This is a genomic window from Pseudomonadota bacterium (genome assembly GCA_039193195.1).
Taxonomy (GTDB): Bacteria; Pseudomonadota; Gammaproteobacteria; order Steroidobacterales; family JBCBZW01; genus JBCBZW01.
Genome location: JBCCWS010000008.1, coordinates 76728 through 101241, shown reverse-complemented (window position 1 = coordinate 101241; position 24514 = coordinate 76728). Strand labels below are relative to the sequence as shown.

Here is a 24514-nt window from a genome sequence, read left to right as displayed (position 1 = left end):
GAATCTTATGTCGTAACCTTGGAGCGATATGTCTGCCGTCGAATGTGGCCCACAAATCGGGCGCTGGCTCCCGGGTCGCGGCATGGTTTCAGGTCGCCACGCGGTATCTGCAGTGCATCATGGCGCGGACTCTTCTATCGTCAGCTGACCGTAGACCCGTTCAGGGAGGATTCGGATGACGATCGATGGCGCGACGATAAAGGGGGAAGGGGCCGCCACTCTCCTCGCAGTGATGGTGCTGCTGGGCGTGGTCCAGCCCACCCGTGTGCAGGCCCAAAGCGATTGGCCGTGGCCTGAGGACGTGCCCAGCGCCTCCAGTGAGACTCCCGCCCTCGCTGGCGGCCGCCCGGACATCGTGCGCTACCTGATGGCCCGCGGTGCGCGCGGCGCCTTGTCACCGGATGGGCGTCAGCTGGCCTACGTGACCGGCGTCACCGGCGAGCCCCAGCTGTGGACGATACCGGTGGATGGGGGCTTTCCGGTGCAGCTCACCTTCGGTCGCGGCGTGCGCAGCTTCCGCTGGGTGCCCGACGGGTCCGCCATCGTCTACGGCGCCGACCGCGACGGTAACGAGCGCCAGGGTTACACGCGTATCAGTGCGGACGGTTTGCGCGAGACGCAGGTGCTGCCCGCCTCGGAGGCCTTCGTCGTGTTCGGCAGCTTCGCAAGCGACGACGAGCACTTCACCTACGCCACCACTGCGCGCAACGGGGTCGACTTCGATATCCACGTGGCCAGCCTCTTGAGCGATGAAGATCGCCAGGTGTACGAAGGCAACTTCGGCTTCTTCGCGAACGCCTGGCAGCCGAATGGGGAGGCGGTCATCGTCACGGAGACGCGCGGCGAGGACGCCGTGGACGTGTACCTCTTAAATGCGCAAAGCGGCGAGATCGCGCCCCTGTTCAAGCCGCAGATCGCTGCCGAGTACAGCGCGTTCGTCTGGGATGGGGACGGGAGCGGTTTCTACCTGCTGACCAATCAGGATCGCGAGTATTCGGCGCTCGCCTACTTCGCCATGGCGACAGAGCAGCTACGCGTGCTGGAAGCGCCGGATGCGGACGTCGAGAAGTTGGCTGTGTTCGCCGACGGGCGCTACGTCGCGTGGTGCGTCAACGACGGGGGTTACAGCCGCCTTCAGGTGCGCGATCTGCGCACGGGGCGCACCCTGTCCGCCCCGCAAGTGCTGCCACGCGGTGTTTACGACCTGAGCGGCGCCGATCACGCGCCGCGCTTGATGGTGCAGGTGACTGGCCCGCGCACGCCGGGCGATCTCTGGGTATGGGACCTAGCTGCCAACGAGACTTACGCGGTCGTACCCGCCACGACCGCAGGCCTCGATCGATCGGTGATGGTGGAGCCCCAATCGCTTTACTTCGAGGCGCGCGACGGTGTGCGCCTGAACGGTCTACTCTACCTGCCTAACGATATTTCTGACGAAGGTCCGAAGCCGCCGGTGGTGATGATGGTGCACGGCGGCCCAACCGGGCAGGCGCGTCCGAGCTTTCGTGCGGTCACCCAGTACCTTGTCGCCCGCGGCGTGGCCGTGTTCGATTTGAATTTCCGCGGCTCAACCGGATTCGGCAAGCGCTTCGCCCGCCTGGACAATCAGCGCCAGCGGCCGAATGCCGTGCGCGACATGGCCGACGCGGTCGGGTTCCTGCGCGAAGACGGTCGTGTGAATGCGGACCGCGTCGCCCTGATGGGCGGCTCCTACGGCGGGTACCTCACCAACGCCGGCCTCGGCGAATACCCCGATCTCTTCGCGGCGGGTGTGTCCTTCGTTGGCGTGTCCGATTGGGTGCGGGCGTTGGAGCAGGCATCGCCCGCCCTGAAGGCGAGTGATCGCATCGAGTACGGCGATATCAACGATCCCGATGATCGCGAGTTCTTCCGCAGTATCTCGCCTATCAATAACGTCGATCGCCTCAAGGCGCCGGTGCTCGTGATTCATGGGGCGAACGATCCACGGGACCCGGTGAGCGAGTCCGACCGCTTCGTGCAGGCTATCCGCGACAACCTGGGGCAGGCGCAATACCTACGTTTCGCGGACGAGGGTCACAGCATATCGCGCCTGGGCAACCGGGTGACCGCTTACACGCGAGTGGCGCAGTTCCTGGAGCAGCATCTGGGGATCGATTAGGGGAAGTTAGGCAGTTGCCTCTGGTGGGGTCGCGATCGCACTCCAGGCGGTCTCGACCCGGGCGCTCAGCGACCACCGGACCCCTTGGCTTCTCGTGTCCGGAAGCCAGGACGATGAACTCCTAGGACGGTGGCTGCAAAGGTGCAGCCACCGTCCCAGCCGCGAGCCACGGGGCTAGAGGTCGGCAACCTCCAGCACTTCGATGGGCCCAAGTTCCAGTGCTTCGACTTGCTCGCGAATGGCGCTTAGGTCGCCCACGATCACCCATGTGATGGGCTTGTCCGCAAGCACTCGCTGGGCCTGCTCATTCACGGCCTCGGTCTCCAGCGCCTTGTAGCGGGGCACCAGCGTGCGCACGTACTCGTCCGGGCGGCCGTAGCGGGCGTTGGAGAGCATGGCGCCGAGCACGGCCCCTGCGGTCTCGAACTGTCCGGGCAGAGACCGAACGGCGTTGTTCACCACGCGGGCCACCTCGTCGTCGGTGGCGGGGCGTTCGCCGGTGTACTGCGCCACCTCGCGCTGCATCTCGGCGATGGCATCGCCCGTGCGATCACTCTGCACGGGCGCATAGAGCAACCAGGGGCGCTGGCCGCGGGCGTCGTAGAGAATGCTGTAAGCGCCGTAGGCCCAGCCCTTGTCCTCGCGTAGGTTCATGTTAATTCGCGCGGTAAACTGACCACCTAGGGCGTCGTTCATGGTCTCGATCGCCATGTTTGCGGGGTCACCCTTAGGCGGCGCGAGATGGCCTGCCAGGATCAGCGTCTGAGGGGCCGCCGGGCGATTGATCAGGAACACGCGCGAGCCTTCCTGGTCGGGCACCTCGGCCACCACCTTCTCCGGCGGGCTGTCGATCGTGTCCTTCCACTTGCCGAAGTGCTTCTCCAGCATCGGCACGATGCTGTCCAGATCCGTATCGCCCGCCACGTAGATCGTCGCGTTCGAGGGACGAATCCACCGGCGGTGAAACTCCTGCAAGTCCTCGCGCGTGAGCGAGGTGATGGAGGCTTCCGTTCCAGAGCCAGTGAAGGGAATGGCGTAGGCATGGCCCTCGCCGTAGAGCAGGGGCGGTAGGGCGCGCAGGGCGAGGCCCACGGGCTGTACCTTCTCCTGGCCGATCGTGGCCAGCCAGCGCCGCCGCAGGCGCTCGATTTCTGCCTCGGCGAAGAGCGGCTCGCGCACGACGTCCGCGAACAGCTCCAGCGACGGGTCCAGCTTCTCAACGAGCGCGGACAGGCTGGCGGTGGAGACATCGAGGTTGGAGCCCGCGCTGATGCTGGCGCCGAGGCGCTCCGCCGTGGCGCTGATCTCGAGCGCCGTGCGGTCTGCCGTGCCCTCATCGAGCATGGCGAGAGCGAAGCTCGAGGTGCCGAGCTTTTGGCCGACGTCGGCGGCGTAGCCAGCATCGAACTGAATCGCAACGTTCACCACGGGCACGGTGGATCGCTTGGCGAGGGCCACTTCGATGCCGTTCGATAGTGTGGCGCGCTCTATGGTCGGGAAGCTCAAGTTGGCCTCACCCGTCAGCTCAGGCAGGCTGGAGCGATCGACGCCGGCGCTAGCGGCGCTGGGCTCACCATAGGGGCTCACGACCAGCTGGTAGTACCCACGGGTCAGCCAGTCGTTTGCGATCGCCTTCACTTCCTTAGGCGTAGCCTGGTTCAGGCGCGCCAGGCGAACGGCGTAGTCGGCCGGGTTGCCCGCGTAGAGCTCGCCACGGGCTAGCGTGGTCGCCTTGCCGCCAAAACCCCCGACCTGCTCTAAGCCGCGTACCACACCCGCTTCGATCGACGTGCGTGCACGCTCGATCTCATCGTTGGTGGGGCCGGATTCTAGAAACGCGGCAATCGTGGTATCGAGGATGTCGATGGCTTGGTCGAGATCAGCGTCCGGGTTGAGGGTGACCTCAATATCGAAGTTACCAGCGATCTCCAGCTCGCTCATGCTCGCGGACACGCTCGTGGCTAGCTGCTTGTCGTAGACCAGGGCCTTGTACAGACGCGAGTTCTTACCGCTGCCGAGCGCTGCCGCGGCGAGATCCAGACGCTGCACCTGAGGGTTGTTGGTGGCAGGGGCCGGCCAGGAGCGGTAGATGCGCGTCTGCGGCACACGGTCTTGCATGGTCTCGTACACGTTGGCGTCGAGGCGTGGCACCCACTCGCGCCGGCGATGCAGGGGTGGCCCGGGCGGGATATCCCCGAAGTACTTGTCGACCAAGGCCTTCGCAGTGGCCGCGTCTACATCGCCCGCGAGTACGAGCACGGCGTTGTTTGGGCCGTAGCGGGTGGAGAACCACTCCTTTACGTCGTCCACAGAGGCGTTGTTGAGGTCCTCCATAGAGCCGATTGGCGACCAGCGGTAGGGATGGCCTTCCGGGAAGATTCCCTCCAGCATCTTGTAGTTAACTAGTCCGTAAGGTTGGTTGTCGCCCTGGCGTTTCTCGTTTTTCACCACATCGCGCTGCTCGTCGAGCTTATCCTGGGAGATCGCGCCGAGCAGGTGGCCCATGCGGTCCGATTCGAGGAACAGGGCGAGCTCCAGGGCCGGCGTAGGTACCGTCTCGAAGTAGTTCGTGCGGTCGAAGTAGGTGGTGCCGTTTAGTTGCGTTGCGCCGACGTCCTCGAGGGGGCGGAAGAACTCGTCGTCGTAGTTCTCCGAGCCGTTGAACATGAGGTGTTCGAACAGATGGGCGAAGCCGCTCTTGCCCTCGGGTTCATCCTTGCTACCCACGTGGTACCAGATGCTCACGGCCACAATCGGGGCCTTCCGATCCTCGTGCACGATGACCCGCAGGCCGTTGTCGAGCACAAACTTCTCGTAGGGGATGTCGATGTCGGCGGCGCTGACGTTGCTGGTGACGGTCAGGGCGAGCGCAAGGGCTGCGAGGCGGGCCAGCCAACGGGACCGGGGGGCGTTGCTCATCCGGGGTTCTCCACGACGCATAACGGGACGGACTGCGAACCCTACTAGATGCGGCAACCCACTGCAGCGTCGCGGGTTTCCGCTGACCGAAACGTCACGAATCTCCGCGGCGTCTGGCCATGAGCAACGCCGCCGTTGTGAGTGGCGCACCGCCGATAGGCTGAGTGCAAAATCGGAATATTCGCCGCATGGCGCGAACCGCGCGCGTTCCGCAGACCGAGCCTATGACCTGGGCAATCGAGTCAGCCTATTGCGCGCTCCGTGGCGACGGACTCTCGTGGAGCGCCCGAGTCTGGGGCGCAGCCGACGCTCGTCGCCTGCGCATATGCCCAGAGTCCCCAGCATGGCGTCAGTACGGATCCAGTCGCCACTGCCCTTGTCGGCGCTTCCCGTGCGATCTACCAGCGCCAGAGGCGGGCCACATAGCCCGCGGGAAAGGAACTCTCGTCTGCGGGTAGCTGCACGAAGCCCGGGCTGCCGGCAAGGGCCGCGAAATCACCTGACGTATTCGTTGGGTTCGGTAGGGCCAGGGCGACGCCATCCTCCTCGCGGTGTGCGAGGCGTACGGGCAGATGGTAGTACAAGGCAGGCTTGAAGGTTACGGTCTCCGCCATCTGCACCCACTGTGGCGCGGGGGTGGGTAGCCCCATGGCGTGGTCCAGTGCGGGGAGCACGTAACGGGCGAGACAGACGAGGCTCGACACGGGGTTGCCTGGCAGGGCGAACACGCACACGCTGCGCGCTGGGTGCACGCCGAACCACATGGGGCGGCCCGGGCGCTGCTGGATGCGATGGAAGACGCGCTCCACGCCGAGCTTGTTCAGGATCGTCGGCAGATGGTCGAACTTACCCATGGACACGCCACCGGTGAGCACCAGTGCATCCTGTCGTTCCAGGTGTCGCGCGATGGCGCGCTCGAGAAGCACCGGGTCGTCCATGAGTGCCTCTACCGCCAGGTGCTGGTGGCCGCGTGCGCGCAGGGCGGCGCTGATCGCGAAGTCGTTCGATCGCCGAATCTGATGGTCCTCGATCGGTGCGCCGGGAGTGATCAGTTCACTACCCGTGGGTAACACGGCGATGCGCGGTCTGCGCGACACCTGCACGGTGGCTCTTCCGCTGGACGCGAGCACGGCGAGCTCCGGTGGGCCCAGGTAGGTGCCGGGGGTGAGCAGCGTGCTGGCGCGCAAGTAGTCCGAGCCCTGCGGGTGAATGAACGTGTGCTGCACCGGGTCGGCATCATCAGCGAGCTGCAAGTGGACCGAGCCGTCTGCCGACTCTTCCCGAGCAAGTCGCTCTATGGGCACCACACAGTCGGCGCCGTAGGGAAGCGGCGTGCCGGTCATCACCTCCACGCAAGTGCCTGGGTCGATCACCTGCATCGGGGTGGCGCCCGCCGCCTGGGTGCCCAGGGAGCGAAAGCGCGTGATGCCGCTGGCGTAGGACGCGTAGCACAGCGCGATGCCGTCCATGGTCACCCTGTCGAAGGGGGGCTGGTCGCGCTCGGCGACGATCGGCTCGCGCAGTACCTCCCCCCCGGCGCGCTCGAGCGGCACCGCTTCAGCGGTAAGCTGCGGACAGGTCTCGAGGATGCGCTGGAGGGCGTCGTGGGGTCGCAGAAGCATGGGCATCATGTCAGCGATACGGAACTGCAGGTCAAGCCTAGCAGAAGCGGATTTCCTGGCTTGGAAGTGGCGGCGACCGCGCTAGCAGGTATCGCGCGCGCTAATCGCCACAGCGTCGCCGCTCTGCCCGTACCACTGGGCAACCTCGCGCTGCTTGCGCCGGCTTACGGGGACGCGTAGATCGGTGGACAGCTGGCACCCCACGCCGAGCCTCGTCGCAGGACAGGGCGCACATGGGCGTCGGCGACCCAATGGGAGCCATGGACGAGCAGGCCACCGTTCGAGGCGACACCTTGGGGCGACTCGTGGCCTAGGAGAGGGTCACGCACCCGTAGGTCGATGCGCCGCCCGCGCGATCTATCGGCCCGCTACGGCGGGCCGATAGGTGAGTGGAAGGTCAGAACTGGTTGTCCTGCGATCCGCGCTTGTGGCGTGCACCCGGGTGGCCGCTGGGGTGTAGCTGGTGCACCTCGGTGGCATCGATCTGCCCGTCGCCGTTGCCATCTGCCCGGTCGAAGTGCGGCGTGGGGCCGCTCTCGAATTCCAGCTGACTTACGAGGCGGTCGCCGTCCTGATCGAACTGCGCCAGCATCCGCTCGTGTCTGTGCTGAGCCTGGTCGCGCCCTCGTAGGCGCTCGGGTATGTCGAGTTCGCTGAAGTAGCCGTCGCCGTCGCGATCAAGCATGGCGAAGTGGTCGGTTCGGGCGGCCACGAACTCCTCGCGGCTGATCAGCCCGTCATCGTTGGTATCGACTTCAGCCAAGCGCTCGGACATGTCTGGGCGTTGACCTCGCCCGGCGCCGGGATCGGCCAGGGTGACAGCGCTAGCACACACCAGCGTGACACCGAGCAGCAGTGGCGTGGAGAGGGTTTTCGGAAGGTGTATCATCATATTGCTCCTGATAAGTTCCTTGAACCATCAGCGAGGGCTGCGACTCAGCCCTGCCTTGAGCATCACAATGCCCCACGCACCTTGCACGGGAATAAGCCGATTGTGAGCGTACGCGGCTGCCGAGTGGTGGTCGCGTTACAAATGGCTCACAGAGGTTCGGTAGCGGCGGCTCCACCCACGACTGAGCGCGTGGGTGTCGAGCCGGGGGCGCGGGTGATAGGACATCACCCGCGCAAAGCGCAAGGGCGCCTAGAGCAGGCCCTTGGACTCCATGTCCACGCGCAGCTTCTTCAGCAGACCCTTGGCGGGCTTGGAGCTGGGATCGGACTCGATCGCCGCCGTGTAGGCGTCGATGATGGCGCTGGGGTCGTCGGGCTTACCAACCACGATGATGCCACCCATACGTGCGCCCCAGTGCGGCGTGCACTTGTAGACGACGATCCCAGTCTGGTCGAAGGTGATCGCCGGCAGCTGGCCCATCTCCGTCAGGACCTTCTCCTGGCCTTCGGGGACCATGATGTCGATGGTCTCCACGTTGTGACCGATCATATTGGACCAGGTCACCGTGTCGCCGGGCTCCACGTACAGGAACATCGGGTTGAACTTCACGCCCTGGGCATCGACCGTGTGGGTGGTACCGCCGGTGCTGCTCTCGTGATGGTCTGCGCTGGCGGTCGAGAAGATGCCGAATGCGCCCATGCACAGGGCCGCGAACAGGGAAGCCGTTATGGTTGTTTTCGTCTTCACAAACAAACTCCGAAACGATGGATGGAATGCGGTGTCGGGCGCCTCACTAGAGGTGGGCGGCACAGCCAGGGAAGGCGGTCGGTCGCGAGCACTCAGCGTGCGACGACGGAACGCTCCCCGGGTGCCCAACGGGCAATGGTGAGGCAGGGTACCTACGATAATTCTCTCGTTTCAACACCCTGGCCCTTGGAAACGCGTGAAATTAGATGCAAGGCGGTGCTTTCCACGTCCGCACGTTGCCGCCCAACTGATCAACTCTTGGGACCTCGCGCGTCCCGCTCAGTTCGTGCCCGCCACGTTGTTTTACGTATTCGCCTAGCAGCCGGTGGGCCACTATTCACTGTAATGAAGGCGTTACAATCGACCGATTCGCCGCTTACATGGGTCTGCTGAACTATCTCCCCATGAGTGACAGCCCGTCGATCGAGCCCCACATCGCCCTGGTGGAGGACGACCAGGAGATCCGCGAACTGCTGCAGGCCTATTTGGCCCAGCAGGGTCTGCGTGTTTCCACCTGTCGCCACGGCGCAGATCTCGAGGCCTTGCTGGCCGAGACGCCTATCGACTTGGTGGTGCTCGACATCATGATGCCCGGCGAGGATGGTCTGTCGATCTGTCGGCGCCTGAGCGCAGAGGGCAAGGTACCTGTGATCCTCCTGTCAGGTCGCGGCGATGACGTGGATCGCATCGTGGGCTTGGAGGTCGGTGCTGACGACTACCTGCCAAAGCCTTGCAATCCACGCGAGCTGATGGCTCGCATCCGCGCCGTGCTTCGGCGCCATGCGCGCCCAGTGCCGCTTGTCGCTACCCCGTCAGATGCGACGTCGTCGACACGCCAAACTCGCTACCGCTTTGCGGACTGGTCCATCGATCTCGACGAGCGTACGCTCATCGACCCCCAGGGCGCGGTGGTGGTGCTGTCCCAAGGAGAGTTCGATTTACTTAGTGCATTCGTTCGCCATCCTCGCCGCGTGCTCTCCCGTGATCAGCTTCTCGATTGGACAAGGGCTGATCATGCGGCGCCGGTCGATCGGGCGATCGACGTGCAACTCTCCCGCCTACGACGAAAGCTGGGAGACAAGCCCCGCGATCCTCAGTTGATAAAGACCGTGCGGGGCGGCGGCTACTTGCTCGCCGTCGACGTGCACCGCGCGTAGATCGCCAGGCGCTGATGGTTGTATCGGATGGTCTTGGGATGCGCGTGCTGATACTGGCGCTTGCGCTGCTCACGGCGCTACAGATCGCTCTGGTCGGGGGCAGTGCCTGGTTGCGCGTGCGGGACTTTGGCATGCCCCTTCGCCCTACGCTGGTTGCGCAAACGGTGGCTACCGTCGAGCTGCTTGAGGCAACGCCCGTCGCCGACCATGCGCGCGTACTGCGGGCCGTGAATTCTCCCCTCGTGCGCTATCGCCTGCTGTCGGTCTTTCCGGCGCAGGACCCCCATCCCGACTCGGACTTGGCGAGCGCTCATTTGGCGCAAGTGTACGAGCGGGCCCTCGCCCCGCGGGCCTTCTACGCCTACGAACGCGAGCCGCCGCCGGGCGCGGTGCGTCGACCCCGGCCGCCGCCCCGAGCCGGTGCGGATGGTCATCCTGCGCCGCGCAAGAGCGGTCCTGCGCATCGCCGTGATGGTCATGGTGTGTTTCGTTCAGGTGGCTTTGCGTTGATCGTAGAGCTCGACGGCGGCGGCGGATTGGTGATGGAGGCAAGCCCCCTGCACCGACGGCAGCTTGCGCTGTCATTGATGCTCGTGGTCAGCTCCGCGGTCGGGCTGGCTCTATTGGCGGGCCTGATATGGGCGTCCCTGGCCACCTCGCGACCCCTGGCACGCATGGCGCAAGGGATCATCGCCTTTGCTGACGACCTCCATGGGGAACCGCTGGAGGAGCGGGGCCCCGGGCCGGTGCGCCGCGTCGCCGCCGCTTTCAACCGACTCCAGGGTGATCTTCGCCGGCTAGTGGAGCAGCGGACGATGACCCTGGCGGCGATAGCGCACGACTACCGCACCTACCTCATGCGCTTGCGCTTACGCGCGGAGTACATCGCAGATGAGGCGCAGCGCGAGAAGGCGATCGCCGATCTCGATGAGATGAGTGCCTTGCTGGACGATACGCTGGCGTACGCACGTTCTGCCTCGGCCACCGCTGTCGAGGCAAAGCATGAGCCGCGTACTCTCGACCTCGTCCCCTTGCTGCGCGACCTGCTCGAGCCTCACGAGTCGGCCGGTGCATCCGTCTCCCTGCGTGTCGACAACCCGCCGGGCGAGGGCGTTCGGATCGCCCTGGCCAGCGCGCCCTTGCGCCGCGCCCTCGGCAACCTTGTGGAGAACGCGGTGCGCTACGGTCGCGGTGCCCACATCGTCGTTGCGTCGGAGGAGGTCGAGGCGCAGCGTGTGTTGACGGTGACCGTGCGCGATGAAGGCCAAGGTGTGCCGGCGCAGGCATTGGCGAAGTTGACCGAGCCCTTTTACCGCGTCGAGGACTCTCGCTCGCGCGAAACCGGCGGCGCGGGCCTTGGTCTGGCGATCACCGAGGCTCTTATCGAGTCACTGGGCGGGAGCATTAGCCTTAGAAACGCGCCCGGTGCAGGGTTGGTCGCCCGTGTGTTGCTTCCCAACGTGTGCGATCGGTAGGTCGGTCCTACTGGGGTGGTTCCTGGCGCTTCCGCAAGGTCGCGAGGTCTTCCGGGCGGTCGATGTCCAGGGCGGCGTTAGGCATATCCACGGCGATGTACTCAGCGCTGCGTAACACAGCGCGAGCGCCTACATCACCGCGCAAGGCGGCCAACTCAGTGAACATGGTCTTGGGCAAGATCGCGGGCACGCCGGCGATCACCCCATCGTAGGTGCTGGCGACGGCTTGCATCCGTTGATCGGCCCAGGCGGCGAGTAACCGTCGTAGGCTCCGTGCATCGACCAGCGGTTGATCGCTCAAGAGCAGCATCAATGCGTTTGCGCGCGCCGATCGAGCCGCCGCCACGGCCAGCCTAAGGGAGCTCGCCATGCCTTCGCGCTCCGCGATGGGGTTGTCGATGAGTAGGATCGGGCGACCGCCCAAGGCCTGCGCTATGGCGGGGCGCAGCCTCGAGGTGACGACGACGCTAACTGGGGCCAAGTCCCGTTGGGCTTCCAGCACTGCATCCACGGCGTGGGCGATCAGCGCCTTCTCGCCCCAGCGTAGGAGCTGCTTGGGTCTTCCGAGCCTGCGCGACACGCCGGCCGCCAGCACCACGGGTTTGATCACACCTGCCAGCGGCGGTAACACTGGTCCCACCCCAGCGGTGTAATCGTTCATGGCTTCGCCTCCCTATCTCGAATTGGCTCAGCGCTTGCCGGAGCACATCATCGCCTTCGCGCGCGCCTTGCGCACGTGCGGCGTGCCCGTAGGGCCCGCCCAGGTGCTGCAGGCGCTACGCTGCGTGCAAGCGGTGGGGGTGCGTGAGCGCGTGGATGTGTACTGGTCGCTGCGCGCCGCGCTCGTGAGCAGGCCGGAGGAGGGCCTGCCCTTCGATCGAGTCTTCGATATGTATTTCCGGGATATGCGCGCGCTCGAGGTGGGGGTGAGCTCCCAAGCGAGCGCCCCCGCGAGCCAGCGAGCGCAGGAAGCAGAAGACGCGCCGCGACGTGGCCTCGACGGTGAGGAACCCGCAGCCTCAGTGCCTGCCATGAGCATCGGGCGGGGTGCTTGCGATCGGGAGGTGCTGAGCGAGCGCGACTTTGCGCGCATGAGTGACGCTGAGCTCGTTCAGGCGCGGGCGGCGATAGCCTCCCTGCTGCCCGCTCTGCCAAGACGCCCCTCGCGTCGACAGGCGCGTTCGTTTCGGGGCTCGCGCGTCGACCTTAGGGCGACCCTACGCCGAGCACGGCGCTACGGCGGCGAGCCGGTCGAGCTCGTGCCAGCGCGGACGGCGTACCGCGACCTGCCGATCGTCCTACTGTGCGACGTCTCCGGCTCCATGGCTGCCTACTCACGTATGTTTCTCCACTTCGCCCATGCGCTCACCTCGCGGCGCCACCAGGTGTCCAGCTTCGTGTTCTCGACGCGACTTAGCAACGTGACGCGGGAACTTAGAGAACACGATCCCGATAGGGCCATCGAGCGGGTGAGTGGCGATGTGCGCGATTGGTCTGGCGGCACGCGCATCGCCGGGTGCTTAGGCGAGTTCAATCAGCAATGGGCCCGTCGCGTGCTGGCCGATCGTGCGCTGCTAGTGCTGCTGAGCGATGGTCTTGAGCGCGAGACAAGCGCCCAACTTGGCCTCGAGGCGGCCCGTCTCGGGCGTAAGGCCCATCGCTGGATCTGGCTCAACCCGTTGCTGCGTTACGGGTGCTTCGAGCCGAGGGCCGCTGGCATTTGTGCGCTGCTACCCCACGTCGATGAGCTGCGCCCGGCGCATAACCTGCATTTCCTCGAGTCGTTGGCGACCTTGCTTTTCGCGTAAGGGGACTCAGCCGTTGCGGGCGTGGAACTGTTGTACTTGAGCCGCGATGGACAGCGCGATGCCGGCCGGATCACGGGCGCCAAGGTCGAGGCCCACGGGGCCGTGGGTGCGCGCCGTGAGCGCGCGTGCATCGCGAAGGCCGGTTGCGCGATCGCCCGCGTTCGCCAGGCGCTCCGTGACATCGGCAAGCAGACGGCGTCGGCGCGCAGCGGGGCCCAGCAGACCGATGAAGGGCACCTCTGAAAGGGCGAGCTCCAGCAGATACGCTCGATCGCTCACGAGGTGGTGACTCATGATCACGACCGCATCGAAGCTGTCGAGGGCCAGGTGCTCGCGAAGCTGCCCCGGGATCACTTGAACGGAGTGGTCTAGGGGTGCGCTCTCAGCCGCCGCCGCTAGGCTCCCCGGCCGGTGATCTGCTTGCGTCACGTACCAACCCAGCTCCCTCGCCATGTGCAGCAGTGGTACCGTGTCTGGGCCAGCGCCTACGATTAGTAGGCGAATAGGAACATTGACTTGCGTGATCAGCACGTTGACGGGCGCGCCCCGGTGTTTTCCAAGCTCGATCCGCTCCACGCCGCCCGCGAGAGCGACGTCGCGGCAACGTTCGGTGACCTCGCTGAGGGCTGCATCGCCGAGGGCACCGCGGGCGAGGCTGATCTGCGAGCTGCTGTTCGGGTCCATCACGACCACGCTGCTGGCTAGCAAGGGATGCGGTGTGGCGGTAGCGTTGGGCGTGGGTCCAATCACCAGTGCCCAAGCTGCCTGTCGCCCCGATTGGGCGGCATCGGCGATTGCGGCGAAGGGCTGCCAGGCATCTTCGGCGCTCAGCGGTTGTAAGAGTATGTCGAGGGCGCCATCGCACCCGAGGCCTAGACCCCAGATTTCATCCTCTTCGCGGTTGCGCATGTCGTAGCGCACCACCTGCGGATGCCCCGCGGCGAGGCAACGCTCGGCGTGCAGCGTCAGGTCGCCTTCGAGGCAGCCGCCGCTCAGCAAGCCTCGATAGCCGTGTCCCGGCGCGATAAGCATCTGCGCCCCGGCTTTGCTGTAAGTGGAGCCGGCTGTGTCGATGACCGTGGCGAGCACCATCGCTTGGGACGCCTCACGCCAGCGTTGGAACTGCTCGCATAGTGCGCGCATCGTCATGATCGCGTGCTCTTTGTAGTTGCGTTGGTGAAAGACGTGTTTTGCCCTTGATTGTGCATATTAAGCCCAGGCTCACCCACGCCCCACGCACAGAAGGCAGAAAATCGCATGCTAAGCTAAGGAATGCGTGCTCTTCGAGCACGACTCGGCAGTCGTCACTGCCTCGAAACGGGCGATGCGCCCGGGCGCCGATCGCAAGGAGACCGATGGACATCGCCGGTGAGTATCGCTTGGCGGCCCCACGCCAGCGCGTGTGGGATGCCTTGCACGAGGCGGATACCCTGCAAGCATGCCTCCCGGGTTGCGAGTCCTTGGAGAAGGTGTCCGATGAGCAGGTCAACGCGGTCCTCACGGCCGCCGTCGGGCCCGTAAAGTCGCGATTCAAGACCACGATAACCCTAAGCGAACTCGAGCCCCCAGCCAGCTACACCATGCACGGGGAGGGCAAGGGTGGCGCGGCGGGCTTCGGGCGCGGAAGCGCCACGGTTGCGCTGGCGGAGGATGGACCGGAAACGGTGTTGACCTACGAGGCAACGCTGAAGGTAGGGGGGAAGCTGGCACAGGTGGGCTCACGGCTCGTGGTCGGCGTGGCGCGCAAAATCTCGGACCAGTTCTTCGCCGCGTTCGCTGAGCGCATAGGCGCCGATTCGCAGAGCTCCCAGATGCCTACGGAAGAGGACGCAGCTACACGCAAGCGCTCAAGCGCGTGGCGTGTCACGGTCGGCGCGCTAGCGTTCATCATCGTGCTATGGGTACTGTTCGGTGCGAACTGAAGCAAGACGGGCAATTCTCGCGCGCCTGCAGATGCTGCGCACGGCACAGATGGCGGATGATGTGGGCAGATGTCGTCGATGAAGGTGGCAATGAGCGTTAACGGTCAGCAGGTGAATGCCGACGTGGAGCCGCGCTTACTGCTCGTCGATTTTCTGCGCAACGGGCTCGATCTCACCGGCACCCACGTTGGCTGTGACACGAGCCAGTGCGGCGCGTGCGTCATTCACCTCGATGGCGTATCCGCTAAGAGCTGCACGCTCCTCGCGGTGCAGGCCGACGGTGCCGCGGTGACCACGATCGAGGGTCTCGCTGGCGCCGGTCACCTGCATCCTGTTCAGGAAGCCTTTCGCGAGCATCACGGGTTGCAGTGCGGCTTCTGCACGCCGGGTATGATCATGAGCGCGGTCGACCTTCTGCGGCGGAATACGGCGCCGACGGAGGCGCAAGTGCGCGAGTGGTTGGAAGGGAACATCTGTCGTTGCACCGGCTACCAGGGCATCGTGGATGCCGTGCTGGCCGCGGCTGAGCGACTGCGCGCTGTGGCGCGCTGAGCGAGGGCATCAGGCATGTATGCATTCTCCTATCGAGCGGTGACTTCGATCGAGGAGGCCGTGGCCGCGCTGAAGGCCGATGAGGAGGCTAAGTTCCTCGCCGGGGGTATGACCATATTGCCTACGATGAAGATACGCCTGGCTAGCCCAACGCAGCTCATCGCTTTGGACAAGCTGCCTCAGCTGGTGGGCGTCTCCCGCGAGGACAACGCGCTCGTCATCGGTGCGATGACTCGACACGCGCAGGTGGCAGGCGACGTACGCGTGAGGGAGACAATTCCCGCCCTGGCGTGTCTCGCCTCTCAGATAGGTGATCCGCAGGTGCGCAATCGAGGCACCTTGGGCGGGTCCGTGGCCAACAACGACCCCGCCGCCGACTACCCTGCCGCGCTCCTAGGCCTAGGCGCCACCGTGTACACGGATCGTCGAGCGATAGGGGCGGACGACTTCTTTACGGGCATGTTCGAGACGGCGCTCGCGCCCGACGAGCTCGTGGTCCGTGTGAGCTTTCCGATTCCAACGCGCGCGGCATACGCGAAGTTCCCCAACCCTGCTTCCGGCTACGCCGTAGTAGGGGTGATGGTGGCGCAGACCAGCTCGGGTACGCGCGTGGCGGTCACCGGCGCCGGCCAGCACGTGTTTCGCGTACCGCAGATGGAGCGAGCCTTGGGGCAGCGCTTCTCCGAGGAAGTGCTGACGGGGATTGGCGTGCCCGCCGAGGTGGCACTCAACGAGGACCTGCACGCCTCAGCTGCCTATCGCTCTCATTTGGTGGGTGTAATGGCTAGGCGAGCTGTGGCTGCCGCCGGTGGCTGAATCACGCGCCGCGGCGGCAGCCGCGCAGGCGCCTCCTGACGATGTTGACGACACCGTGGCGCTTCTCGCGAGTGCCGGTTACGTCGCCTCGCGCGGCCTCGCCGCGGCGGCCTTCCTCGCCCTACGCCTGAACCGGCCGCTGTTCCTCGAAGGCGAGGCGGGCGTCGGCAAGACGGAGCTGGCTAAGGTTCTGGCGAGCGCGCTGCGCCGCGACCTGATTCGTCTCCAGTGCTACGAGGGACTCGACCTTGCAAGCGCAGCCTACGAGTGGGACTACCCTCGCCAGTTGCTGCATATTCGAGCGGCGGAGCGTCAGGCGCCCAATACGCAGTCGTTGGAGCAAGATCTCTACCGCGAACGCTACCTGATCGAACGACCGCTCTTGAGGGCCCTGCGGCCCCGGGCCAACGGGGCGCCAGTGTTGCTAATCGACGAACTGGATCGCGCAGATCCACCCTTCGAGGCCTTTCTGCTGGAACTCCTGGAGGATTTTCAGCTCTCGATACCGGAGTTGGGAACGGTGCGCGCCCCCATGCCACCTATCGTCGTGCTCACCTCCAATCGAACACGCGACGTGCATGACGCCCTTAAGCGCCGTTGCTTGTATCACTGGGTAGACTACCCAGATACGACAATGGAACAGCAGATCGTCGCCAACCGTGCTCCGCAGGTGAGTGAGGCCTTGCGCGGGCAGATCGTGGCGTTTATCCACGGTCTGCGTGAGCAGGCTCTGCTCAAGGCGCCGGGTGTGGCTGAGACCCTCGACTGGGCCAACGCCCTCACGCAATTGGGGGCCTCGTCGCTCACCGACGAGCTGGTGGACGACACGCTGGGCACGCTGCTGAAGTATCAGGACGACATGGCTCGCATCCGTGGTCCGCAGGCGGCGCGCCTGCTGGCACAGGTGCAGGGCGAGCGGTAGAGACGGACAGGACCTTGAGCGATAAGACTCTCTTCACCCATGACGATCGAACGCCGCGCAGCGAGAGGCGGGCCTTGCCGGCGACGGTAGCCGAGACGCCGGTTACCTTCGGCGCAGGTCTCGACGCGCCGCCCGCCGGCCCGCGCGACACGCTCGGTCGCCCCCTGCGTGATCTTCGCATCAGCGTCATGGATCGCTGCAACTTCCGTTGCCCCTACTGTATGCCGGAGGACAAGTTCCACCGTCACTTCCGTTTCCTCGATCCTGGGGATCGGCTGAGCTTCGCGGAGATCGTCCGCGTCGCGCGCGCGGCGACGCACCTAGGGGTGAGCAAGCTGCGTATCACAGGCGGCGAGCCCCTGCTTCGACCAAACCTAGCGGACCTCATCGCCGAGCTATCCCAGCTGGAAGGCATCAAAGACATCGCGCTGACGACAAACGGGGTATTGCTCGGTCAATACGCCGCCATGCTTAAGGCCGCCGGCCTCGATCGAATCACCGTCAGCCTCGATTCCCTCGATCCGGACGTCTTCGCTTTCATGAGTGGCGGTCGCGGCGGCGTGCCGCGCGTGCTGGATGGGATCGAGACCGCACTGGAGGCGGATCTGCGGCCAATCAAGATCAACACGGTGGTGCAGCGTGGGGTGAATGATCACACGGTGCTGGATCTGCTCGAACGCTTTCGCGGTACGGATGTCGTGGTGCGGATGATCGAGTATATGGACGTAGGCAACATCAATCACTGGCAGCACGATGACATGGTGCCCGCACGCGAGCTGGTCGACATGATCGATGCGCGCTGGCCCCTGGAAGCTGTGAAACGGCGTCATGCGAGTGATGTGGCGAGCCGCTACCGTTATGCGGACGGGCGAGGTGAGATCGGCTTCATCACATCGGTGACCGAACCGTTTTGCGGCGCCTGCTCGCGGGCTCGCCTGTCCTCTGAGGGCAAGCTCTACTCGTGCCTGTTCGCCACTGAGGGCTTCGATCTGCGCGCGCCCCTGCGCGAGGGCCTGGGCGATGCGGGGCTCGAGGAATTGGTCGGCGCCGTGTGGCGCGGGCGCACCGATCGCTACAGCGAGCAACGCGCCGAGGGCGCTCCGCGGCGCGAGAAGATCGAGATGTACTACATCGGGGGCTAGTCCGCACGCTCGTCAACGGTGCCCGCGCGCGGCCGTTATCTGAGAGAGACCTTCGGATACGGTTATGTCGCTACAGAACGCTACCATCGCTGCCAACCGCTTCGGCTTCGGTGCCCGACCGGGTGATCTGTCGGCGATCGCCAAGGACCCGCGCGACTGGCTCTTGGCCCAGCTCTCTCCGGTCCAACGCCTTCCCGCGCCTCTGCGCGATTTGCCACCGTCGCACGAAGATCTCCTTTACGAGCCCCTCGCCAGCGCGCAGCGAGAGGTCTATCGCCGCTTCGATCAGCAGGGACGGAAGAATACCGGCGCGATGCTCGATGCCCAGGCGCTGAGCAAGGCCCAACGACGGGAGGAGGCAAGGCGCGCGCAGGCGGCGAGCGAGGCTCGCCTCGCGGTTGCGGTCGGTACCGACTCCCCTTTTCGCGAGCGCTTGGTGCACTTTTGGTCCAACCACTTCAGCGTGTCGGGCACCAGTCGAGCGATGCGCTTGCTGCCCCCAGCCTTCGAGCGCGACGTGGTGCGGCCGCGTGTCACTGGCAGCTTCGCAGATCTGTTACGAGCGGCCACCCAGCACCCGGCGATGCAGCGCTACCTGGACAACCACCACAGTGTTGGACCTAGCTCCTACTACGCGGAGCACCCGCAGGCCTACGCCCATGCGCGCAGCGGACCGCGGCGCAAGACCTTGGGCCTGAACGAAAACCATGCCCGTGAGATCCTCGAGCTACACACGGTTGGTGTTGGCGGGGGCTACGATCAGGACGATGTGGAGCAGTTTGCCCGCGCGCTCACCGGATGGGGCGTACGTGAGGTGCTGGGCACGCGCGATGAAAGGCGCGCGCGCCTTCGGGCCATCGCCAGTGATGCAAATCCGCTAGATGCCCTGGCGAAGGACCTCGCTTCGTTGCGCGATAACTACCGGAAGGCGGACTGGACGACCCTTTTCTACTTCGATGCGCGGGCCCATGAGCCTGGCGCCGTCGACGTGCTGGGCAAGCGGTATGCGCACGGGGGCGTGGCGCAAGCGCAGGCGATCTTGGACGACCTGGCGACCCATCCGAGCACGGCCGACTTCATCGCCACCAAGCTGTGTACGCACTTCATCGCCGACGCGCCCCCCGGCCCAGCGGTCGCGCGGGTGGCACGGGCCTTTCGCAAGAGCGACGGAGACCTCACTGCCACCTATCGCGCCCTACTCTTGGAATGTCCGCAGGCCTGGGACGGGGCGCCGCGCAAGTTCAAGCGGCCCGAAGAGTATCTGGTGTCTGTGCTACGCGCGCTTGAGGTGCCGCCTACCGAGCTGCGCCCCTTCGTGCGCGCCATTCGCGTGATGGGGCAGGGGCTCTACCTCGCGCCGGGGCCCGATGGCTGGTCAGACCTTGAAGCGCACTGGGCCTCACCCGATGGTGTTTGGAAGCGCATGGAGTGGGCCTCGCGTTTGGCTGAACGCACCGCATCGGCCACGCGAGAGGTTGGCCAGCTCGGTGCACAGGTGCTCGGTAGTGCGTACTCCAAGACCCTTGCGCGATCCGTCGCCAGCGCTTCGTCGCCCGCACAGGCCCTCTCGCTTTTGCTCCTGTGCCCCGAGTTCATGCGGAGGTAAGCGATGCCCTTGGGCCGCCGTGAGCTAATAAAATTTATGGGTATGATGGTGGCGGCTGCGTCATGCCGCGTGTTGGCCGCTGCCCCTGGGCGGCAGGAGGACGATCCTAGACTGGTGTTACTCGTGCTGCGCGGGGGTATGGATGGCCTATCGGCCGTGCCCGCCTTCGGTGATCCACAGTTCGAGAGCGCTCGCCGGGGGCTCGCATTGGCCTCACCCGGCTCCGCGCGGGACGGTGCCCTCGATCTCGACGGTTTCTTCGGCCTCCACCCGACCCTGCCCAAGTTGCACGCGCGCTGGGCAGCCGGGGAGCTCGCCGTGCTTCACGCCCACTGCATCCCCTATCAAGGCCGCTCTCACTTCGATGCGCAGAACGTGCTCGAGCACGGCGGCCTAGCGCCGTTCAGCTTGTCCTCCGGCTGGCTGAATCGGGCGATCGCAAGCCGTGGGGCGCAGCCGAAGGCGATCGCGATCGCGCCAGCGATGCCCCTAGTGCTGCGAGGGAAGGCGCCGGTGACCTCCTGGTCGCCCTCGGCACTGCCGGCGCCGGAGGAAGAGCTCCTCGAGCGCCTACAGCGACTGTACTCCGAGGATCAGACCTTGGCGCAGGCGTTCGCCCAGGCGCTCGAGATCAACGATCTCGCGCCGCGGCAACAGGGTGCCTTGGGAGGTCGTCGCGATTTCGCGGCCCTCGCGCAAGCGGCTGGAGAGTTCCTCTCCGCGCCCGAGGGGCCACGCGTCGCGATGCTCGAGTCGGTCGGGTGGGACACCCATGCGCGGCAGGAGCGCGGCGGCGCCCTGCACGGCCAGTTCCGCCGCTTGGATGCAGGCCTCGATGCCCTGCGCCTCTCCTTGGGCGAGGCCTGGCGACACACAGTGGTGATGGTATTGACAGAGTTTGGTCGCACCGTGGCGATGAATGGTACGGAGGGCACGGACCACGGCACGGGGGGAGCGGGGTTTCTCATGGGCGGTGCCGTGCGCGGTCGCCAGGTGGTGGCCGACTGGCCGGGCCTATCATCGAAGTCGCTACGCGAGGGGCGGGATCTGCGCCCCACGCTGGACACCCGCGCGCTTATAAAGGGCGTGCTCGCTGATCATCTCGGGCTGAGCATGCGGGCGCTCGCTGAAGAGGTGTTTCCCGATACCCAGCGTCTCGCGCCAGTGCGCGACCTCATTGCCTGAGCGTTGCGGACGACCTAAGTATTTTCTAAAGCGCTCGTCACCGCGTTCAAGGAGCGGTCGATACGCCCTAGCCCCCAATCGACGAGCAGCCAGCGATGGACGATCTCCCGCAGATCGTCGAACTGCGCCTCGGCGAGATGCGTCGGATCGGTCCACACAAAGAGCGAGGCATCCACCTCGCCGTTCGAGGGCGGCAGGACGTAGACGCAACCAATTACATGCGCCCCTTGCAACACGTGGTAGGTGAAGGACTCTCGCGCGTCGAAGCGCAGCACGTCGTCCGCCAGGGTCTGCCGGCTGGCAGCGATGGTGAAGTCCTCTTCAGGCCACTCGCTGCCTAGCTGCCTGCGGATGTAGTGCCTAGCGCGCATCAACGCTCGATAGTCCTGTTCGCTAAAGCGCGGGTCTACTTTCGTTAGGGTGTACGGTCCCAGGGTGACGTTGGTGGGCACCGTGAACGAGGTCGGTACGAACGGTGCAGCTTGCGCCGTGGCGATGCTTGTCGCTTGGCACAGTAGGAGCAGCGCAAGGGCGAGGGCTCCTGCGCCGGCAGTGCTCATGGCTCCACCATCACGTAGAGCGCCTCCTCGCGCACGCCAGCGCTGAAGCGCAGCACCTTGCGCGCATCTGGGGCTTGCTGTCTGCCCCACAGGCGAACCCACTCGCCAGCGGTGGCGCCCACGGTGCTGCTGAAGACTCGCACCTGACCGTTGCGCCAGCGGGAGGTTTGAATGCGCAGGACGTAGCCGTCCTCACCGTCTCTGGGTTGCGGCGTGATGTGCACCACATCGCCATCTGTTGGCATCTGATCGAGGCGGGTGCCTGCCAGGCCACCGAGTCCGGCCAAGGTGAAGTCTCGGCCACTGGTAATCGTGAGCATGACGGTCTCGCCGAGCATCGTCACCACGGAGGTGGCGGGTTCGCCTCCGGCGCGCGCGAGGCTGCGATCCGGCAGCACGGGGCTGATCGTGATGGTCACATTGTCACTGGCGCTGGCGACACCCGCCCAGGCACCTAGGAACACGCCTAATGAGAATAGTGCGCGGAAGAGGTCAAGGTGACTTGGCATACTGCTTGCTCCGGCGGCCTATGGACTCGCTTACACCTTGATGCCCATGCGAAAGCCACCCCAGTGTCGGTTGCGCACGACAATCGGGGCGGAGATGTCCTTCATCATCACGAATTGACCCCCGCCCATGTCTCGGCGGTAGGTCTGCACGAGCTGCGGTGCGCGGTTGCGACCGGCAGCAAGTCCGACGCGGTCATCGAAGATTCGACGATTTCTTGAGTTGGCCGTGTTCCAATCGACGTCTGATCCCTGCGGTTTGGAGAACTTATGGTTGTGGGTCGGTAGGTAGCCATTGGTGTCCACCGCTGCGCAGAAGGCGATCTGGGTGTTCTCCAGCAGTGGTTCCTGAATCGCTGGCAGGTGTCGATCGGTGAAGTCCACGTACTTGGTCATGACCTGCTCGGGGTTGGTCGTTGGGATCGGCTGGTAGTCCCGGTCGAAGAGGGTTTCCGCCGTGAGCTGACCCTCGTCCAGTGCGCGTTCGAACAGTGCGCTGATCGTGGCTGCCGTCTCCTGAGCGAGGCGCACGAACAGCGTGTCCGGGGTGTTGATGCCGCTCGTCGCCGTGAGGCCGACCATCGTTTCACCGACCTCGATCAAGCGGTTGACCCGCTGCGAGGTGTCCGCCAAGGCGACGCTGGTATCGTCGACTTGCCCTCCCAGGCTGTGAAAGGCGTCTTGCATCTGCGTAACGTGCTGGCCGATCCGCTCGGCAGCGCCGTCGATGCTATCGGCTTGCTCGCGCAACTCGCCCATTGCCGTATCTACCGTGACGACCAGTTCACTGATGGCGGTGGTGCCCTCGCGAACCTCTTCTGCAGCGTTGGTGCTCTTGCTACCTTCGGCGATCAGGGTTTCGAACTGCGCCCCAAGTCCCCGCAGCGTCTTGTCGATATCCGCAGTGGCCTCTGAGGTCTGTGTGGCCAGGGCCTTCACCTCTCCGGCCACCACCGCGAAGCCCCGGCCGGCTTCGCCGGCACGGGCGGCTTCCACGGCGGCGTTGATCGCCAAGAGGTTGGTTTGGCGGGCGATACGATCAATCTCGGCAGCTACGCTGTTGACGCCTGCCAGGGCCTTCTTGATCCCTTCGAGCTGATCGCCGACCCGGCTTACGCCTTCCACGAGCTCGTGGATCGTCTGCACCGCCGTATCTACCTGAACTCGAGACTCCGCCACCTGGGCCGAGGTTCGCGTGGAGACGCCGTGGGCGGCTTCCGCCGCGGCGGTGATCTGCTTGTTCACCTGAGCCATCTCGTCCGCGTCCTGACCCAGGCGGGAAAACAGTGTCGCCTGCTCGCCGACCTGACCGCTGACGGCAGTGACGTTGGCTGAGATGTCTACGATTTCTGTGCTCAGCAGCGTGGCCTGCTTAGCCACCTGCTGCAGGACGGTGCCAAGCTGGGTCGCGTGCTGGGTGTCATCGAGGGCGGGTACGTGGGCGGCCATTGGCGGCTGATCTCTCGTCGGCTGAACAGCAGAGCACCAGTCTGGGTTATGTACGTGCTGCGAACTGTCGATCAGTACGCACTGCGGTGAGTGGACGGCATCACCGCAGCCCCAATCGGACGCTAAACTAGCCCCATGTACGATTTGAAGTGGCTGCGCTCGGTGGCGCGCGATGGCCTGGCGGATATGGTGCCCTCCGTGCGTGGCGTGGTGTTCGGCGAGCGGCACGAGCAGGGACGACTGCATCTCGTGTTCGGCCACACACCGCGGCGAAACTTGCTGGCGCTAGCGGTCTTCGGGGTGTTGGCTGGTGAGCTGCTGGCAATGCTGGTGCCGTCGATAGACCTCAACGGCGCCGTAAACCCGGCTGCAGTGATGATCGGTGCCGCCCAAGCTGCACTCATTCGGCGCTATCTGTTTCGTACGAAAGAGGCGGGTTCGGGGGATTTTCCCTGGCTAGCCGCGTCCATTGGGCCGGCGATTGCGGTCTTGGTCCTGGCTCAAGCATGGCGGGGCGCGGTGAGCATGCCTGCTCTTTTGGGGGGGGCGCCTGACCCATTGGAGATCGCCGACGCCGTCGCGCGAGTGTTGGCTGACATGCTCTCGGTAGCTGCAGGTTATGCGGTAGCAATCGCCACCCTTTGCTACCGGCGCAACTGGTGGCGAGCCCTGCGGGATCTGGCCGTCCGTCTGTTCGTCTTCTCGATCACCATGTGGGTCATGGTGCTGGTGCTGGTCGAGATTGGTATCGTCGGTCCCATCGCGAGCGCCATGATCGGTGCGGCGACCGGCTGGTACCCACCGGACTGGTTAGGTGACCTTGCTGATGTGCTCACCTACGCGCTGCTGATGGGCGTCGTCCTGCTGGCGATCATCGGTGCGACCTGGACCGTGTGCCGGGAGAACTTCGAGACTTTGCTCGCGGAGGGGGAAGTCGATGTGCTGGAGAGCCTAAAGACACTGTCCGTGTCGCCCGAGGCGCGAGCGCGGCAGCAGGCGCGGGCGGAAAAGGAGACGGAGAAGCGCCAGGGTCGCGCTGCTCGAAAAGAGGCGAGGCGCAAGGGACGCGGGCGCGCCGGCGAGTCCCCATAGGC

21 protein-coding genes are annotated in these 24514 nt (G+C 65.3%); 12 read left to right on the top strand and 9 right to left on the bottom strand.

Annotation, left to right across the window (positions count from 1 at the left end):
* Nucleotides 1-175 precede the first annotated feature (175 nt).
* Nucleotides 176-2140 carry a S9 family peptidase gene (locus AAGA68_09800; GenBank protein ID MEM9385341.1) on the top strand — a complete coding sequence of 655 codons (1965 nt, stop codon included), beginning with the start codon at nucleotides 176-178 and terminating at the stop codon, nucleotides 2138-2140.
* A gap of 174 nt (nucleotides 2141-2314) precedes the next feature.
* Here AAGA68_09800 and AAGA68_09795 read toward each other — a convergent pair whose 3' ends face one another.
* From AAGA68_09795 to AAGA68_09780, 4 genes are all read right to left on the bottom strand, one after another.
* A complete protein-coding gene (locus tag AAGA68_09795) occupies nucleotides 2315-5059 on the bottom strand; it encodes a pitrilysin family protein (GenBank protein MEM9385340.1) in 2745 nt (914 codons plus the stop codon).
* A gap of 398 nt (nucleotides 5060-5457) precedes the next feature.
* On the bottom strand, nucleotides 5458-6681 hold the full coding sequence (locus AAGA68_09790) for a molybdopterin molybdotransferase MoeA (protein ID MEM9385339.1): 1224 nt from the start codon (nucleotides 6679-6681) through the stop codon (nucleotides 5458-5460).
* Between the two features lie 397 nt (nucleotides 6682-7078).
* Nucleotides 7079-7573, bottom strand: a complete 495-nt coding sequence (locus AAGA68_09785; protein MEM9385338.1) for an EF-hand domain-containing protein — start codon at nucleotides 7571-7573, stop codon at nucleotides 7079-7081.
* 249 nt (nucleotides 7574-7822) lie between these two features.
* Complete coding sequence (locus AAGA68_09780) at nucleotides 7823-8320, bottom strand: plastocyanin/azurin family copper-binding protein (protein ID MEM9385337.1); 498 nt, start codon at nucleotides 8318-8320, stop codon at nucleotides 7823-7825.
* A gap of 404 nt (nucleotides 8321-8724) precedes the next feature.
* On the opposite strand from AAGA68_09780, the gene AAGA68_09775 reads away from it, so the two are divergent.
* The gene (locus AAGA68_09775; GenBank protein ID MEM9385336.1) at nucleotides 8725-9477 is read left to right on the top strand and encodes a response regulator; all 753 of its coding nucleotides are present in this window, start codon (nucleotides 8725-8727) and stop codon (nucleotides 9475-9477) included.
* A 38-nt stretch (nucleotides 9478-9515) separates the two neighbouring features.
* The gene (locus tag AAGA68_09770; GenBank protein MEM9385335.1) at nucleotides 9516-10952 is read left to right on the top strand and encodes an ATP-binding protein; all 1437 of its coding nucleotides are present in this window, start codon (nucleotides 9516-9518) and stop codon (nucleotides 10950-10952) included.
* 7 nt (nucleotides 10953-10959) lie between these two features.
* Here AAGA68_09770 and AAGA68_09765 read toward each other — a convergent pair whose 3' ends face one another.
* On the bottom strand, nucleotides 10960-11613 hold the full coding sequence (locus AAGA68_09765) for a nucleotidyltransferase family protein (GenBank protein MEM9385334.1): 654 nt from the start codon (nucleotides 11611-11613) through the stop codon (nucleotides 10960-10962).
* Between AAGA68_09765 and AAGA68_09760 the strand changes: the two genes are divergently transcribed.
* Complete coding sequence (locus AAGA68_09760) at nucleotides 11612-12760, top strand: VWA domain-containing protein (GenBank protein MEM9385333.1); 1149 nt, start codon at nucleotides 11612-11614, stop codon at nucleotides 12758-12760. The genes AAGA68_09765 and AAGA68_09760 overlap by 2 nt on opposite strands.
* Nucleotides 12761-12766: 6 nt before the next feature.
* On the opposite strand, the gene AAGA68_09755 is transcribed toward AAGA68_09760, so the two are convergent.
* Nucleotides 12767-13909 (bottom strand): XdhC family protein, encoded by a 1143-nt coding sequence (locus AAGA68_09755; GenBank protein MEM9385332.1) that lies wholly within the window; start codon nucleotides 13907-13909, stop codon nucleotides 12767-12769.
* 206 nt (nucleotides 13910-14115) lie between these two features.
* On the opposite strand from AAGA68_09755, the gene AAGA68_09750 reads away from it, so the two are divergent.
* The 7 genes from AAGA68_09750 (at nucleotide 14116) to AAGA68_09720 (ending at nucleotide 20905) form a co-directional block, all read left to right on the top strand.
* Nucleotides 14116-14682: a carbon monoxide dehydrogenase subunit G gene (locus AAGA68_09750; GenBank protein ID MEM9385331.1), complete on the top strand. Its 567-nt coding sequence runs from the start codon at nucleotides 14116-14118 to the stop codon at nucleotides 14680-14682.
* Between the two features lie 90 nt (nucleotides 14683-14772).
* Entirely contained in the window at nucleotides 14773-15234 is a 462-nt protein-coding gene (locus AAGA68_09745; protein MEM9385330.1) for a (2Fe-2S)-binding protein, read from the top strand.
* Nucleotides 15235-15249: 15 nt separating this feature from the next.
* On the top strand, nucleotides 15250-16050 hold the full coding sequence (locus tag AAGA68_09740) for a xanthine dehydrogenase family protein subunit M (protein MEM9385329.1): 801 nt from the start codon (nucleotides 15250-15252) through the stop codon (nucleotides 16048-16050).
* Nucleotides 16043-16972: a MoxR family ATPase gene (locus AAGA68_09735; protein ID MEM9385328.1), complete on the top strand. Its 930-nt coding sequence runs from the start codon at nucleotides 16043-16045 to the stop codon at nucleotides 16970-16972. Before AAGA68_09740 ends, AAGA68_09735 begins: the two co-directional genes overlap by 8 nt.
* A 14-nt stretch (nucleotides 16973-16986) precedes the next feature.
* On the top strand, nucleotides 16987-18114 hold the full coding sequence (gene moaA / locus AAGA68_09730; protein MEM9385327.1) for a GTP 3',8-cyclase MoaA: 1128 nt from the start codon (nucleotides 16987-16989) through the stop codon (nucleotides 18112-18114).
* Nucleotides 18115-18178: 64 nt separating this feature from the next.
* Nucleotides 18179-19720, top strand: a complete 1542-nt coding sequence (locus AAGA68_09725) for a DUF1800 domain-containing protein (GenBank protein ID MEM9385326.1) — start codon at nucleotides 18179-18181, stop codon at nucleotides 19718-19720.
* Nucleotides 19721-19723: 3 nt separating this feature from the next.
* Complete coding sequence (locus tag AAGA68_09720) at nucleotides 19724-20905, top strand: DUF1501 domain-containing protein (protein ID MEM9385325.1); 1182 nt, start codon at nucleotides 19724-19726, stop codon at nucleotides 20903-20905.
* 14 nt (nucleotides 20906-20919) lie between these two features.
* Here AAGA68_09720 and AAGA68_09715 read toward each other — a convergent pair whose 3' ends face one another.
* From AAGA68_09715 to AAGA68_09705, 3 genes are read right to left on the bottom strand one after another with little or no spacing between them, the layout of a single operon-like run.
* Entirely contained in the window at nucleotides 20920-21465 is a 546-nt protein-coding gene (locus AAGA68_09715; protein ID MEM9385324.1) for a hypothetical protein, read from the bottom strand.
* Complete coding sequence (locus AAGA68_09710) at nucleotides 21462-21974, bottom strand: hypothetical protein (GenBank protein ID MEM9385323.1); 513 nt, start codon at nucleotides 21972-21974, stop codon at nucleotides 21462-21464. Before AAGA68_09710 ends, AAGA68_09715 begins: the two co-directional genes overlap by 4 nt.
* A gap of 30 nt (nucleotides 21975-22004) precedes the next feature.
* Entirely contained in the window at nucleotides 22005-23420 is a 1416-nt protein-coding gene (locus AAGA68_09705; GenBank protein ID MEM9385322.1) for a methyl-accepting chemotaxis protein, read from the bottom strand.
* Between the two features lie 135 nt (nucleotides 23421-23555).
* Between AAGA68_09705 and AAGA68_09700 the strand changes: the two genes are divergently transcribed.
* On the top strand, nucleotides 23556-24512 hold the full coding sequence (locus AAGA68_09700) for a hypothetical protein (protein ID MEM9385321.1): 957 nt from the start codon (nucleotides 23556-23558) through the stop codon (nucleotides 24510-24512).
* The last annotated feature ends 2 nt before the right edge of the window (nucleotides 24513-24514 follow it).